The sequence below is a fragment of the Desulfurobacterium pacificum genome (assembly GCF_900182835.1).
In the GTDB taxonomy this organism is placed as follows: domain Bacteria; phylum Aquificota; class Aquificia; order Desulfurobacteriales; family Desulfurobacteriaceae; genus Desulfurobacterium_B; species Desulfurobacterium_B pacificum.
In genome coordinates, this window is the sequence record NZ_FXUB01000002.1 from 277,689 (window position 1) to 291,042 (window position 13,354).

The window sequence follows — 13,354 nt, forward strand, 5'->3', positions numbered from 1 at the left end:
TATGGAAGAAGAGACAATAGTTGTAGTGGATTCTTCAAAGTTAAATCAGCTGGCGAGATTTTGTGTATCCTGTAGAGGGGAAATAAAGGAAGTTTTTCTTAAGGGGAAGTTAAAGGGCTGGAGGTTTGTTTCAACTACAACAAATGTTAGAAGAGCACTGCAGTCTTTTATTAGAGAATTAGAAAAGAAAGGGAAGAAAGATGTTATTGGAGAAGTAGCGAAACTTTACGTTAAAGAAGTTGAATTACTTTTGGATAAAGTGGTTCCTAAAAGGTTTTATTTGTGTGAAGTTTTTGCAGCGGATGAGGTTCTTTTTGATTCAGATTTTGAAAAAGAGGATGCTCAGGCATTGGCTCTTGCCATTGTTCTTGTTAAAGAAGGATTTGAAGTTTTGTTATGGACAAATGATAAGGATTTTCTTGGAAAGTCTGAAGAAATAGAGAGGAGATTTGGTGTTAAGGTGGTAAAAATTTTGAAGTTTGTGTAAACCCCACTAATTTAGAAAAAACTGCGAGATAAGAAATAAAAAGTTCTTATGCAAGAATAGAAAATTTTTATCTTTTTATGGTTGAAAAGAGTTGATTTGAGGAATTGGTGCCCGGGGCGGGATTTGAACCCGCACGGGATTGCTCCCACAGGATCCTGAGTCCTGCGCGTCTGCCAATTCCGCCACCCGGGCAGTTGTTTTTAGAAATATAGGCGTAGGAGTTGAAATTTCAAAACTTATTTTCTGATTTTTAGGTGTTAGAGGAGGAGGGAGGGGGAAGAGGGAGGATTTTTCTTAGAGCTTTAAATAAGAGAAAATGCTTTATTTGACATATTTATTTCTTTATAAAAAATTTCTTTTCTTTGGGGAATTCTTATACTTAGATTAACTTTTATAAAAATCGTAAATTAATTTTTTCTTAAATTATTTTTTTCTGTTGACATCAAACAAGTGATTTGCTACTTTTCTTTTCTGAAGAGAATAAGCTATTTAAGAAAAATCAGAGGAGGTGTAACGATGAAGAAGTTCCTAAGCGCAGCGACTGTCTTTATGGTAACCGTTGGTTTAGCGTCTGCGTCTGTTGCGCAAGATTACAGCATGGATGAAATCATGCAAAAGCTCCAGCAGTTGGAGCAAAAAGTAGCTCAGCTTGAAGCTGAGAACGAGGCTTTAAGAGCATCAAAAGGTGTAAGAGTTGTTCCAAGAAAGAGAACTAAGAAGCTTACTGTTAAGGGAAGAGTGCTTTTAAGAGCTACGTGGGACAAGAGAGATGAAATTGTTTACAAGAGTGATGGCAGTATTAATACCAAAGACTTTTATGGAGATACTCCTAACAGTATGATTGTTAGGAAAGCTCGCGTTCAGTTTCAGGGTAAGCTGAACAGAAACTTCAGCTACAAGATTCACATCAGGGCAGACAGGGGAACCGGTGTAAGACTATGGGATGCTTTTGTTGATTACAAGTTTGATGCTATTCCACTAAAACTGAGAATGGGTCAGCAGAAAATACCTGTTTCTCTTTCCTACTTAAGGCCTGGTCCAAAAATCAAGTTTCCTGAAAGACCAATTGTTGTGAGAGACCTTGATTCTCATGATAGGGATGTAGGTGTAAGAGCAATCTTTAAGCCTATGAAAGGACTTCAGCTTGAAGCTGCTGTTATGAACGGTGAGGGTGTTAAGCAGGACGAGGATGATTTAAAGAATAAGATTGGAAACATTCATGATAAAAGATATTCCTATGTGTTTGCAGTAGATGCGAAGCCAGTTAACACAGATGTGATTGGTTTGAGAGTAAGAGCTGCTTATCAAACTGGTTATGCATATCTCTATTACACAAGTGCTAATGCTAAAAGGAATCTTTTTGATATTGAGGCAAGTGCCAACATTAAGCCTGTTGGCTTGATTCTTGAGGGTGGTTATTCTCGTGATAATCCTTCTCACGTTGTTAAAACAGATGGGACACCAGAAACATGGGGAAATGCGAAAGGCTACTATGTTCAGGCGGACTATAAAGTTCCTATAGAAGCTCTTAAGAATCTTCATTTATTAGCAAGGTATTCTTATGACAATATTAATACAGATGCTTCTGATGCCAAGAAGAAAGTTGCTTCTTACGGTTTCTACTACCTTCTTGACGGATGGCAGGCTGCTATAAGAACAGCCTACGTCGTTGCTAATCAGGGAACTGATACTGGAAAAGATGACGACAGAATGCTTGTAACTGAACTTCAGCTCTTGTTCTAATTAACAAAAACAATATAGGAGGAGGTTTTTATAATGAAGAGGAGAGAGTTCTTTAAGGGATTGTTAGCGGCTCCAGCAGTGGGTCTTATTGGATATCCTGCTTTGGCTCTTGCAGAAGAGGCTGCCCCCGCTTCTGCCGGGGCCTCCCCATCAGGAGTACCGAGACTTCCTTGGGGATACAAAGAGCTTGACCCAATGGAAGCTTTTAAGAGAGGTTATTTGGGATACTTTGTAGATGAGTGTGCTGGTGGTTGTGCATGGGCAATTCTTTCGTTATTAAGAGAAACTATTGGTTATCCGTATACGCTTTTACCTCTTCCAACTTTTGAAGAGATGGTGGCTGCAAGGAAAGCTCATAAACATATTCCTGTTCCTATGAAGTATGGTGCTGGTGGTATAGAAGGATACGCTACTATTTGTGGTGCGCTTAACGGTGCTGCATTTGCGATAGATTGGGCGCTTGGTCCTCACCTTGGGAAGAAAGTTATTAGAAGACTCTTTAGGTGGTACGAAACTACAGCGTTCCCAACAGCATTGGCTAATGAGTACGCTACAGAGGGTAAATTCCCTGTAAAAGGAAAGTATAACAAGCCATTACCTTCTGTTAAGTGTGATTCTGTTCTCTGCCACGTTGTTGTTTCTAAGTGGTGTACAGTAACAGGTTATGCAAGTGGTTCTAAGCAGCGTTCTGAAAGATGTGGAAGAATTACTGCAGCTGTGGCTAAAAAGGCGGTTGAATTGATGAACGCTGCCATTAAGGGAGAGCTTGAGAAAGCATTCCCATTCAAGCTTAGCCACGAAACAGCAAGTTGTAGAACATGTCACTTCAAGGGTAAGCATTACGAACAAGGACAGTTCGCAAGAGGATTTATCGCTTGTGAAACATGTCACGTTAAGGACATTAACGCTCACGTGAAAGCTGCTCCAATACCAAAGGCGTTCGGTGCTAACATCGGAACCTGGATGGGAATTGCTGCAGTAGGAACTGCTGTTGGTATAGGTGCCCACCTTATTGCAACAAACATCGGTAGGAAAGGGGGCAACGATGAAGAAAATAACGGTTAAAAGACACTCTAAACTCTTTATCTTTCTTCATTGGTTGATGGTATTAGAAGCTGCAATACTTTTGATAACCGGATTGGCTTTAGGTCCTAATCCTGCTATTAAGGCTATACATCCGTTTACTGCACGCTCTCTACACATAGTGGTTGGATTCTTCTTCATCGGTACAACTGTGTTCTTCTTCTATTACTTTGTAATAAGTGGTGAATACATGTGGTTTGGCTTGAGAAGATTGTGGGAAGCTATAGACTTCTTCTTTGATGAAATTAGGCACTTCCTTTTGCGTAAGCCTGTTGCTCACAAGCCACTCTATGATCCTAAAAGAGGTGATTACATCCTCAAAATTATCCCTACAGAAGTTCTTGCCTGGTGGGGATGGGTATTTCTCTGGATTCTCTTGGGAATTACAGGACTTGCAATTATCTTCCCTAATAGCTTTGGTTTAGTTTTACGTTTCTGCCACGCTCTTGTACCTGATTGGGTAGAAGCTCTCTCTTCAACACAAGCAATTCACGGCTTTTTAGCTATTCTCTTTGTTATCTTAGCAATGATTCACGCTTACGCTTCTTGGAAGTTTGGAATGATTAAGAGCATCATTACCGGTGACCATGAAGTAGAAGTTGTTGAGGGAGAAGTAAACATTAAGCCCGGTAATGAGCTTTAAGAATTAAGTTTTGAGAGGTTTTTAGCCCCTCCATTTGGAGGGGCTTTTTTATTTAATCCCTTGGGTTTCCCTTAAACCCCCTGTATCCCCCTTACGAAGGGGGAAATTTTGGGGAACTCCTTGTATTCCCCTTAGAAAGGGGAAAGTTAGGGTAATTGTATTTCTTTTACAAAATCTCTGTTTTTAATGTGCCATTCAACTGTTTTCTTGATACCTTCTTCAAGTGAAATGGAGGGTTGCCAGTTTAAAATTTCTTTTGCTTTTGTTATGTCTGCCCACGTTGCTTTCATGTCTGCCTTGTGAAACGGTTTATAAATAACTTCGGCTTTTTTACCTAAGTATTCTTCTATTAGCTTTATTACGTAATTCAGTTCATAAGGTTCGTTGCCTCCTAAGTTAATGATTTCATAGCCGGTTTCTGTTTCTACTGCTTTGACAGTTCCCTCTGCTATATCATCAACGTAGGTGAAGTCTCTGCTTTGAGTTCCGTCTCCGAATACTGTTATAGGAGTTCCTTCATCTATCCATTTAATGAAACGAAAGATGCTCATATCGGGTCTTCCTATTGGTCCATAAACGGTGAAATACCTTAAAACGGTTACATCTATTCCATATAGGTAATGGTAAGTGTAACTCATTGCTTCTGCGCCTTTTTTACTTGCTGCGTAAGGTGAAATAGGAGTGTTGACCGGTAAGTCTTCCTTAAACGGCATTTTCTGACCAGCGTAAAGAGAAGAGGTTGAAGCTAAAACAAACTTTTTAACGTTGTAATCTTTCATCAGTTCAAGAAGGTTTAGCGTTCCTAAAGTGTTTGTTGATAGATAGACGAAAGGGTCTTCAAGGCTGTATCTGACTCCGGCTCTTGCTGCCAGATTGATTACAGCGTCTATTTTTTCGTTTTCAAAGATTATTCTCATTGCCTCGTAGTTTTCTATGTCTAATTTGTAAAAGCGAAAGTTCTTATGTTTTTTTAGTTCGTTAAGTCGGAACTCTTTTAATCTGACGTCGTAATAATCGTTCATGTTGTCAACGCCAATAACTTTGTAACCTTTTGTGAGTAGTTTTTCAGCTGTTTTGTAGCCGATAAAACCTGCTGCTCCTGTTAAGAAAATGGTTTTCATTTTTCCTCCTTAACTACTTAAGTTGGGAGAGATTATATAGATTCTGGTTTTAAATTTGGGTAAGTGTATATATAATTTCCCTATGGAACTTGATAAGTTATTTGAATTAGCGGAAAGATTTTTAGAAGGGATAATACCTTTAGAAGAGATTGAGAAGTTTCCGGAATCTTCTCCGGAGAGGGTTCCTTTTAAAGGTGTTTTCCGGAGGTCTGCGCTTTTAATTTCGGGAGACCGTCCTCGCCATCTCAGAAAAGCTTTCTTGAGACCTGCTGATGTTTTGATTTTTAACCTTGAAGATGGTGTAGCTGAAAAGAGTAAAGCTTTTGCAAGGATACTTTTGAGGAAGTTTCTTTTGAACGTTCCTTTTGACGGTTTGAAAGAAGTGGTTATCAGAATTAACCCCCTTGATTCAGAATATTCGTGGGAAGATATGTTTTTAATTTTCCCTACAATTCCACACGCTGTAAGGCTCAGTAAGGTAAAGTCGTACAGAGATGTTGTTGCTTTGGATGGCGCTTTGACAGCGTTTGAGAAAGCTCACGGTTTACCTTCAGGAACAGTAAAGATACATTTGTCTATAGAAACAGCTTCTGCTATTGAATCTCTTGAAAAAATCCTCACCTCCTCCCCCCGCGTTACTGTAGCCTACTTAGGTATATTAGACCTTTTCGCAGATTTGGATATCTCTCAGGACAGGATATATCCATCATCTCCACTTTCTGTTCACGTTAAGTCAAAGTTTGCCTTGACCTGCAGGTCTTTAAGGGTTGTTCCTATAGCACCTGCTTATCAGAACCACGAAGATTTAAAAGGTTTTGAAAAGGAAGCGCTTGAGGATAGGGAGTTGGGATTTGAAGGGAAAATGTGCATTTCTGTAAGACAGGTTGAAATTGCTAATAAAGTTTTCTCTCCGTCTCAGGAAGAGATAGAAGAAGCAAAAGAAATTGTTAGGCTTTACGAAGAAGCCTTGAAAGAGGGGAAGGGAGGTATTACTTATAAGGGTAGGTTTATAGACCAGCCGATATACAGGGATGCGCTGAATAAGCTAAAGGCTTTAGAGGATTAAGTTGGGATTTCTGCTAACTTAGAAAGCATGTCTGCTATTTCTTTTCCTTCATTGAAAGAAGAGAGCCGGTTTTTAAGTATTTCAATTATTATTTTGTCTTTTTTTGTTGCCTTATTTAACTTCCATCTATTAATTATTTGTTGAAGCTCTTTTGGGTTTCTGGCAACAGAAGGGAAATCGTAGAGAAATGCAACAGCAAGAAAGTTTATATTAAAAATTGGATTTCCTCTGTAAGTGGTTAACGGTTCTGTTGAAAATGTACAGTTAAATCTTTCAGTTTTTCTTCTACCCATCTTAATATACCCTTGATGGTTAACTTTGTTAGTAAAGTCTCTTTGAGCATTACAGTTGCTTCTTCACGGTTTTCATTTAATATCCTATGTAAGAGACGGAATTTAGTCAAGAATTGCTCTGTATCTAATATTCCGACATTTTCTTTCATTATTGGGATAAACTTGCATTCTATGAATTCAGGAAGAGGTATTACTTTATCAAGTTGGATGAGGTCAACTACGTCTTTAATTCTTTCAATTGTCTTTTCGTTATCAGCTCCAGTTATAACAGCGAATAATTTGCGGAAGTAAATGCCTTCGTCAATAGTTTCAACTTTGAGGTGAGGAAATCCTTCTAAATGGGTAGTTTTAAAGATTCCTGAAAATTGGTCGTCAACAAAGTCTATGTTGACTAAAGTATTATTGTAACCTACAACTCCTCTCCACATTCTTAAGGAAGAAGATGATAGGTCAAGAAAAGTAACAACGTTGAAGTTTTGGAGCAAGAAGAATTCTAATTCTTTCTTATTCCAATATTTAAACACGTTCAGCCTGTCTGAGAAGAAATCAAGGTCATAAGATATTCTGTAATGCTGTTTTAAGAGAAACCTGACGAGAGCTGTTCCACCTGTTAAAACAAAGGGGAATTCATTCTCTTTTGCAAATTCCGATAATGCAGATAAAACTTCATCCTGCAATTTGTAAAGGTATGTAATGTTTGTATGCATATCCTATAACCGGTAGTATGTTAAAAAATCCTCCCCACCTTCTCCCAAAAAATCCTCGCTGCCGGCTGCGGCGTTATATCTTTTCTCCTGACTGCGTAAAATTTTCTAATGATTCTCAGTCCTTCTATTTTTACAATTTTCAATTCTCCGCACTGGAGTTCCTTTTTAACCGACAGACGTGATACTAAACCGAATCCTTCTCCCGTTTTTACAGCTTCTTTAATCGCCGTATTACTTCCCAAAATTCCTGCCACTTTGAGCGTTGATGAATCAATGCCTTTTCTTTTCAGTCTTTCTTCTACCGTTTTCCTCGTTCCAGAATCGGTTTCTCTGAAAAAGAGCGGAAGTTCCATCAAATCTGAAAGAGGGATGCTTGAGTTTTTAAAGAAAGGAGGAGCAATCAGAACAATCTCATCTCTCCCTACCTCTTTCCACTCAAGGGAAGAGACGGACGTTTTTGTTCCTACTATTCCTAAGTCTATTTCGGGGAAGTTTTCCTTTAGGAGTTTTAAGACCTTAGAAGAATCGGATATTTCAACGTGAAGGATAACTTCAGGCAGGTAAGCTTTTATCTTTTTTAAGGCAGATGGAATCAGATAATCTCCCGGAATGTTGCTTGCTCCGATTTTTAGAATTCCGGAAGAGGACTTTTCTATAGAGAGGATTTCAGAGAGCGCTTCGCTTCGCTTTTTGAGTATGTCTAAAGCGTATCTGTAGAGAACTTTGGCTTCCGGCGTAGGAATGACTTTTTTGCCGGTTCTATCAAAGAGTTTTTTCCCTAAGAAATCTTCTAAGTGCTGTATATGAGAGCTAACAGTAGGCTGGGAAATTCCCAGCCTTTCAGCAGCTTTTGAAAAACTTTTCTGTTCGTAAACCTGACAGAAAACTTCAAGCTGACGGATTTCCATTTAAAATTTACTCAAGCCCCAAGAGCTTTAGTATAACGTCCACCGTTGTAAAGAATAGAACGCCTGACATAATGAGCGAAATCATAACTCCAAAACCGAAAGCGATGGGAGAGAGGTCAAGCCTTTTAGCGTAGTTGAGGTAGAACTTCAACGTTATAAGCGCAAATATAATGGAGAGACCAGTTTTGAGTTTAAGGTAATGTTCAAGGTCAAGGGTTTGAGAGAATATACCTAAAGGTAGAAGAGCGAACATTACCATCATCATAAAACCGACGATTGTAACTCCCCAACCTAAACTTTTAGCTATTCCATCGTGGAAGCTACGTGCCATGTTGATTCCTCCCTGATTTTGTAAAAAAATCTTATCATAAAATTTTAAATCTCTTTTAGGTTAAGTTTCAACGGTGCAGCTTGATAAACGCCTCATTGTGTAATGATACAATTTCTGCCAAGAGGTGTTAAATGGGTGAAAAAGTTAAGTTTATTAGACTTTCAAAGGAAGATATTAAAAAGATAAAAGAGACGGCGGAGGAAGTTTTCGGCAGAGGCGTTAAAGTTTACATTTTTGGTAGCAGAACCATTTCTGATAAACGGGGAGGGGATATAGATATTCTTATAAAAACGGAAAAAGATGTTTCTACGGATGATGAACTTAGCTTTCTTGCGAAACTTGAGTTGAAAGGCATTGAGAGAAAGGTTGACCTGATAGTAGTATCGCCGAAAACGAAGTTAAAGAGTATTCACTTAGAGGCTATGAGAACCGGAGTAGAGATATGATTAAAGACATTTGAGGTAGGAGGAGAAATGCTGAAGTTTTCTACGGCTGGTGAAAGTCACGGTAAGGGGATTTTTGCGTTTTTAGAGGGGATTCCTGCAAACTTTGAGATAGATTTTGACTTCATTAACGGTGAGCTTGCCCGCAGGCAGAAAGGTTACGGGCGCGGCGGTAGGATGAAGATAGAGAAAGATAGAGTTGAGTTCCTTTCTGGCGTTAGGTTGGGCAGAACCTTAGGAACTCCGATTCTAATGGCTGTTTGGAATAGAGATTATGAAAACTGGACAGAGATTATGAGACCTGAGCCGGGAGAGTTGCCTGAAGAAAAAAAGGTTACGAGACCAAGACCGGGGCATGCGGACCTTTCTGGTGCTATTAAGTACGATTTTGATGACGTTAGGAACGTTTTGGAGCGTTCCAGTGCCAGAGAAACGGCAGGAAGAGTGGCAGCAGGTGCTTTGTGTAAGGATATTTTGAAAAGATTGGGCGTTTTTATCGGCAGTTACGTTTTATCAATAGGTTCTGTTTCTGTTCCTTTTGAGGAGTTGAAGGGACTTTCTTTTGAGGAACGTTTTAAGAATGCTGAGAGTTCGGAAGTAAGAATCCCTGTTGATGACCAGCAGTTAGAGGAAAGCTTTAAAAGAGAGATAGATAGCGCTAAAGAAAAAGGGGAGAGCTTGGGCGGTGTTTTTGAAGTTTTTGCCGTTGGTTTGCCGCCTGGAATCGGTTCTCACGTTCAGTGGGATAGGCGTCTTGATGGAAGACTGGCTCAGGCTTTAATGTCAATTCAAGCGATTAAAGGTGTTGAAATCGGGTTTGGTTTTGAAGGAGCTACGTTGCCCGGTTCAAAGGTTCACGATGAAATTTTCTACGATGGCAGTAAAGGGTTTTACAGAACTACGAACAGAGCGGGTGGTCTTGAGGGTGGTATGACGAACGGAGAGCCGATAGTTGTAAGAGCTGCGATGAAACCGATTCCTACTCTCTACAGTCCTTTAAGGAGCGCTGATATAAAGACTAAAGAGCCTTTTGAAGCTTCTGTTGAGCGTTCAGACGTTTGTGCCGTTCCTGCAGCTGCTGTGGTAGGTGAAGCTATGGTTGCTATTACTTTGCTTACTGCTATTTTAGAGATGTTTCCTTCCGATACGTTTGATAGGTTGGAAAGAGCTTGGAAAGGTTATGTAGAATACGTAAAAAGCTGGTAAGGGAATGGAATAATGTTTAAGTGGATAGTTTTGTTTTTGGCTATAGTTGGAGGTTTACTTTTACTTTTCCTTGCGATTGGTTCTACAATCCGTTCGGAGAAAGGGTAGTTGTTTGTAGAGGTTGCCCTTGACCTTCCCCTTGAAAAAACGTTTGTCTATAAGGTTGGTGACTACGTTTCTCACGAACCTGAAGTGGGGAAAAGGGTTATCGTTCCTTTCGGCAGTAACGATTTTTTAAGAACAGGAATAATCGTTGATTTAAAGGAGAAGGTTGAGTTTCCTGAAGAAAAAGTAAAAGAAGTTTTTGACATTCCTGACGATTTTGCCGTTTTTATGGAAAACACTATTGCCCTTGCTAAGTGGATAGCCGACTACTACTGCGCGAGCTTGGGGGAAGTTCTCTTTTTCTTTTTACCTTCCGGTTTTGAAATTACGGAGTCTTTTAGAGTTTCTTTAATAGAGGAAAACGTTTCTAAGATTAAGCTTTCTCCTTCTGAAAGGAAGATAATAGAAGCGTTACAGGGAAGGGGCGCATGTAAGGTTTCTGTTTTGAAGAGAAGGTTAAAGATTTCTAACTTTTATCAGTCTTTGAAAAACCTGATTAACAAGGGAGTGGTTGTAAGGGAAGAGTTTATAGAGAAGGACTCTATTCCTAAAAAGAGGTTTTTGATTCTTAAAGAGAGTAAGGCGTTAAGAGGGGCGAAAAGTAAAGAGTTGGTTGAATTTCTGGAAAGAAGGGGGAAGGTTTCTGTTGACGAGTTAAAGGAGAGGGGATTTTCTCTTGCAGTTATAAATAGAGTGGTTAAGGAAGGTGTGGCTGATGTTGTTGAGGAGAAGGTTACCGTTGGTAATAGACCGCAGGAACTAAAGGATTTGCGGGAGATTGAGCTTACCCCTTCTCAGAAGAAAGCTTTTGAGGCAGTTACAAGTGCTGAGAGTGGGACGTTTCTCCTTTACGGCGTTACCGGTTCGGGGAAGATGGAGGTTTATCTGAAGATAGCAAAAGAGTTTGTTGATAGGGGAAAGTCTGTTCTGATTTTGGTTCCTGAGCTTTTACTTACTCCTGAGCTTCGGGCAAGGGTTGAGAGTTACTTTGGGAATAGGATTGGGATTTTTCACGGTAAGTTGACGCAGAGGGAGAAGGTTTCTGCCTGGCTTAAGGCGGTAAGGGGAGAGGTAAAGATTTTTATAGGAACAAGAGCTGCAGTTATGCTTCCTTTGAAGGATTTAGGGCTAATAGTGGTTGATGAGGAACAGGACGATTCTTATAAAGAACAGCAAAAGCCTTACTTTCACGCCAGAGAGGTAGCTATAAAGAGAGGGAAGAGGGAGAAGTTTCCTGTTCTTTTAGTTTCTGCCACGCCGTCCGTTGACACCTACTATAGGGTTCAAAAAGGAGAGATAGAAAAGTTAGAGCTGAAGGAGAGGGTATCAACAGTTCCGTTACCCTTTATAAAGGTGGTAAATCTGCAGGACAGTAAGAGAACTAACATTTTTTCAAAGGAGTTGCTTACCGCCCTTGAAAATACGGTAAAGAAGGGAGAACAGGCGCTTTTGTTTATAAATAGGAGGGGATTTTTTGCCCAGAGTTTTTGCCCTTCTTGTGGTTTTATAGCCGAGTGTGAAGATTGTGCAGTTCCTCTCGTTTACCACAGGAGCGAGAAGAAGCTGATATGTCATATCTGTGGAAAGAGATATAAACCTGTTTATAGATGTCCTAAATGTTCTACCAGGTTGGAGTTTAAGGGTTACGGAACGGAGAGAGTGGAAGAGGAGATAAAGATTCTGTTTCCTGAGTTTAAAGTGGTTCGTCTTGACCAGGACACGGTGAAGAATCCTTCTGTAGGGGCGAGGTTAATTAAGGAAATTAAGGAAGGAAAGTATGATGTAATTGTTGGGACGCAGATAGCAACTAAAGGACATAATTTTCCGAAACTGACACTTGTGGGAATTTTGATTGCTGACTTGCTTGGTGGGGCGCCGGATTATAGGGGGGCGGAGAGGATTTTTCAATCTATAGTTCATACTACTGGAAGAGCGGGAAGGTTTAAGCCAGGTGCGGCGATAGTTCAGTGTTTTAATCCCGACTTGCCTGCTATAAAGTTTGCTGTTGAGTATAGGTTTGAGGATTTTTATAGAGAAGAGTTGGAGACGAGGTCTATTTTGAATTATCCGCCTTTTAATAAGGGGGTGTTAGTTGAGTTCCAATTGGACAAACTTTCAGGATTTAAAAAGTTAGAGGAAAAATTTAGACTCTTAAAAGGAGAACTTTCTAAATATTTTTCTGTTGGAGAGCTGATTCCTGCTCCTATACCAAAAGTTTCCGGTCGTTACAGGTTTACCTCTTTTATGAGAGCTTTAAATGAAGAAGTCCTCCTTTCTGGAATTATGTGGATAAAGAAAACTTTTCCTGACACATTTAGAAGTTTTAGGTATAAAATAGATGTTGAGCCTGTGAGGATTATATAGGAGGTAGTGGAGATGAGGAAAATTTTGTTAACTTTACCATTTATAGCGCTTGTGGCTGTGTCTTCTTGTGCTACTTTAAACACGTCTGGTCAAACAGAAGTTAAAGTGCAAACAATAAAACCAGAAATGTTGTTAGGAGATAGTGTGCCTGTTTATCCTGGTTTTCGTTTTGTTCCACAAAAGAGTTTTATTTATGAATCTGGGGATATAAAAGTAGGGAGACTTGTTTTTACTGGTGATGCGAAAGTTAAAGATATCGTTTCCTATTATAAAGATGTTTTACCTCAGCAAGGTTGGGAACCAGTGGCTATAACTATTTATGGTAATCAAGCTTCTCTTACCTACGTTACACCTGACAAAACGTTGCAGATTCAAGTGTCTAAAGGATTTTCGGAAACTGTTCTTGTTATTCAGATTGGTCCAAGAGGGGAGTTGACAACTAAATCGGAATAACTATTTTTACTATCCTGCAAAGTGAAAGTTGAATAAGGAAGCGGGCGTAGCTCAGTTGGTAGAGCACAACCTTGCCAAGGTTGGGGTCGCGGGTTCAAGTCCCGTCGCCCGCTCCATTAGGGTTGACATTTTGACAATAGTTCCTAAATTTAATCTTCGCCAAATTTGAACAGCAGAATAAGGAACCAGGGTTCTCCTGAAAGGGAGAACAAAGGGTTGACAACCTGGTTCGAGAATCATAAATTATCTCCCTGCGCCTTGAAAAATCCTTTAGACAGATAGAATAAGGATAAAAAGTGTTAACCTGGGCTTGACAGTTCGGGTCAAGAGTCATAAATTTACATCTTGCGTCTTGAAAGGCGGTCTTTGACAGTAGAATAAGGGGTGCGTGCCTGCGGGAG

General features: G+C 39.8%; 14 protein-coding genes and 2 tRNA genes. 10 read left to right on the forward strand and 6 right to left on the reverse strand.

The window, feature by feature from the left end; genetic code table 11:
* The first annotated feature begins 1 nt into the window (after position 1).
* Positions 2-487 carry a hypothetical protein gene (locus QOL23_RS05205; protein WP_283400532.1) on the forward strand — a complete coding sequence of 162 codons (486 nt, stop codon included), beginning with the start codon at positions 2-4 and terminating at the stop codon, positions 485-487.
* Between the two features lie 105 nt (positions 488-592).
* Here QOL23_RS05205 and QOL23_RS05210 read toward each other — a convergent pair.
* Positions 593-679 (reverse strand) — tRNA-Leu (locus tag QOL23_RS05210).
* A gap of 324 nt (positions 680-1,003) precedes the next feature.
* Here QOL23_RS05210 and QOL23_RS05215 point away from each other — a divergent pair.
* Genes QOL23_RS05215 through QOL23_RS05225 form a run of 3 tightly spaced genes read left to right on the forward strand, consistent with a single transcriptional unit; the run spans position 1,004 to position 3,956 of the window.
* Positions 1,004-2,230: a porin gene (locus QOL23_RS05215; RefSeq protein ID WP_283400533.1), complete on the forward strand. Its 1,227-nt coding sequence runs from the start codon at positions 1,004-1,006 to the stop codon at positions 2,228-2,230.
* 33 nt (positions 2,231-2,263) lie between these two features.
* Positions 2,264-3,295, forward strand: a complete 1,032-nt coding sequence (locus QOL23_RS05220; protein WP_283400534.1) for a C-GCAxxG-C-C family protein — start codon at positions 2,264-2,266, stop codon at positions 3,293-3,295.
* The gene (locus tag QOL23_RS05225; protein ID WP_283400535.1) at positions 3,276-3,956 is read left to right on the forward strand and encodes a cytochrome b/b6 domain-containing protein; all 681 of its coding nucleotides are present in this window, start codon (positions 3,276-3,278) and stop codon (positions 3,954-3,956) included. Before QOL23_RS05220 ends, QOL23_RS05225 begins: the two co-directional genes overlap by 20 nt.
* Positions 3,957-4,102: 146 nt before the next feature.
* Here QOL23_RS05225 and QOL23_RS05230 read toward each other — a convergent pair whose 3' ends face one another.
* The gene (locus QOL23_RS05230) at positions 4,103-5,077 is read right to left on the reverse strand and encodes an SDR family NAD(P)-dependent oxidoreductase (protein WP_283400536.1); all 975 of its coding nucleotides are present in this window, start codon (positions 5,075-5,077) and stop codon (positions 4,103-4,105) included.
* A gap of 82 nt (positions 5,078-5,159) precedes the next feature.
* Here QOL23_RS05230 and QOL23_RS05235 point away from each other — a divergent pair, with 82 nt between their 5' ends.
* On the forward strand, positions 5,160-6,143 hold the full coding sequence (locus QOL23_RS05235) for an HpcH/HpaI aldolase/citrate lyase family protein (RefSeq protein ID WP_283400537.1): 984 nt from the start codon (positions 5,160-5,162) through the stop codon (positions 6,141-6,143).
* Here QOL23_RS05235 and QOL23_RS05240 read toward each other — a convergent pair.
* The 4 genes from QOL23_RS05240 to QOL23_RS05255 are packed head-to-tail and all read right to left on the reverse strand — an operon-like array spanning position 6,140 to position 8,382.
* Entirely contained in the window at positions 6,140-6,436 is a 297-nt protein-coding gene (locus QOL23_RS05240) for a hypothetical protein (protein WP_283400538.1), read from the reverse strand. The two genes, QOL23_RS05235 and QOL23_RS05240, sit on opposite strands and share 4 nt — an antisense overlap.
* Positions 6,382-7,143, reverse strand: a complete 762-nt coding sequence (locus QOL23_RS05245; RefSeq protein ID WP_283400539.1) for a nucleotidyl transferase AbiEii/AbiGii toxin family protein — start codon at positions 7,141-7,143, stop codon at positions 6,382-6,384. The genes QOL23_RS05240 and QOL23_RS05245 overlap by 55 nt, the downstream gene beginning before the upstream one ends.
* A gap of 20 nt (positions 7,144-7,163) precedes the next feature.
* Complete coding sequence (locus QOL23_RS05250) at positions 7,164-8,051, reverse strand: selenium metabolism-associated LysR family transcriptional regulator (protein ID WP_283400540.1); 888 nt, start codon at positions 8,049-8,051, stop codon at positions 7,164-7,166.
* Between the two features lie 7 nt (positions 8,052-8,058).
* The gene (locus QOL23_RS05255; protein WP_283400541.1) at positions 8,059-8,382 is read right to left on the reverse strand and encodes a hypothetical protein; all 324 of its coding nucleotides are present in this window, start codon (positions 8,380-8,382) and stop codon (positions 8,059-8,061) included.
* A 131-nt stretch (positions 8,383-8,513) separates the two neighbouring features.
* On the opposite strand from QOL23_RS05255, the gene QOL23_RS05260 reads away from it, so the two are divergent.
* From QOL23_RS05260 to QOL23_RS05280, 5 genes are all read left to right on the forward strand, one after another.
* Complete coding sequence (locus QOL23_RS05260; protein WP_283400542.1) at positions 8,514-8,828, forward strand: nucleotidyltransferase domain-containing protein; 315 nt, start codon at positions 8,514-8,516, stop codon at positions 8,826-8,828.
* Between the two features lie 27 nt (positions 8,829-8,855).
* Positions 8,856-10,031 (forward strand): chorismate synthase, encoded by a 1,176-nt coding sequence (gene aroC / locus QOL23_RS05265; protein ID WP_283400543.1) that lies wholly within the window; start codon positions 8,856-8,858, stop codon positions 10,029-10,031.
* A 108-nt stretch (positions 10,032-10,139) separates the two neighbouring features.
* Positions 10,140-12,500 (forward strand): replication restart helicase PriA, encoded by a 2,361-nt coding sequence (gene priA, locus QOL23_RS05270; protein ID WP_283400544.1) that lies wholly within the window; start codon positions 10,140-10,142, stop codon positions 12,498-12,500.
* A 12-nt stretch (positions 12,501-12,512) separates the two neighbouring features.
* On the forward strand, positions 12,513-12,953 hold the full coding sequence (locus tag QOL23_RS05275) for a hypothetical protein (protein ID WP_283400545.1): 441 nt from the start codon (positions 12,513-12,515) through the stop codon (positions 12,951-12,953).
* Between the two features lie 40 nt (positions 12,954-12,993).
* A tRNA-Gly gene (locus QOL23_RS05280) sits at positions 12,994-13,069 on the forward strand.
* Positions 13,070-13,354 lie beyond the last annotated feature (285 nt).

Excerpts from the sequence above, each read along its gene's own strand:
- QOL23_RS05260 (WP_283400542.1), top strand. The coding sequence starts at position 8,514 with ATGGGTGAAAAAGTTAAGTTTATTAGACTTTCAAAGGAAGATATTAAA.
- QOL23_RS05275 (WP_283400545.1), top strand. The coding sequence starts at position 12,513 with ATGAGGAAAATTTTGTTAACTTTACCATTTATAGCGCTTGTGGCTGTG.
- QOL23_RS05245 (WP_283400539.1), bottom strand. The coding sequence starts at position 7,143 with ATGCATACAAACATTACATACCTTTACAAATTGCAGGATGAAGTTTTA.
- QOL23_RS05225 (WP_283400535.1), top strand. The coding sequence starts at position 3,276 with ATGAAGAAAATAACGGTTAAAAGACACTCTAAACTCTTTATCTTTCTT.
- QOL23_RS05215 (WP_283400533.1), top strand. The coding sequence starts at position 1,004 with ATGAAGAAGTTCCTAAGCGCAGCGACTGTCTTTATGGTAACCGTTGGT.
- QOL23_RS05240 (WP_283400538.1), bottom strand. The coding sequence starts at position 6,436 with ATGGGTAGAAGAAAAACTGAAAGATTTAACTGTACATTTTCAACAGAA.
- aroC (WP_283400543.1), top strand. The coding sequence starts at position 8,856 with ATGCTGAAGTTTTCTACGGCTGGTGAAAGTCACGGTAAGGGGATTTTT.
- QOL23_RS05205 (WP_283400532.1), top strand. The coding sequence starts at position 2 with ATGGAAGAAGAGACAATAGTTGTAGTGGATTCTTCAAAGTTAAATCAG.
- QOL23_RS05235 (WP_283400537.1), top strand. The coding sequence starts at position 5,160 with ATGGAACTTGATAAGTTATTTGAATTAGCGGAAAGATTTTTAGAAGGG.
- QOL23_RS05255 (WP_283400541.1), bottom strand. The coding sequence starts at position 8,382 with ATGGCACGTAGCTTCCACGATGGAATAGCTAAAAGTTTAGGTTGGGGA.
- QOL23_RS05230 (WP_283400536.1), bottom strand. The coding sequence starts at position 5,077 with ATGAAAACCATTTTCTTAACAGGAGCAGCAGGTTTTATCGGCTACAAA.
- QOL23_RS05220 (WP_283400534.1), top strand. The coding sequence starts at position 2,264 with ATGAAGAGGAGAGAGTTCTTTAAGGGATTGTTAGCGGCTCCAGCAGTG.
- QOL23_RS05250 (WP_283400540.1), bottom strand. The coding sequence starts at position 8,051 with ATGGAAATCCGTCAGCTTGAAGTTTTCTGTCAGGTTTACGAACAGAAA.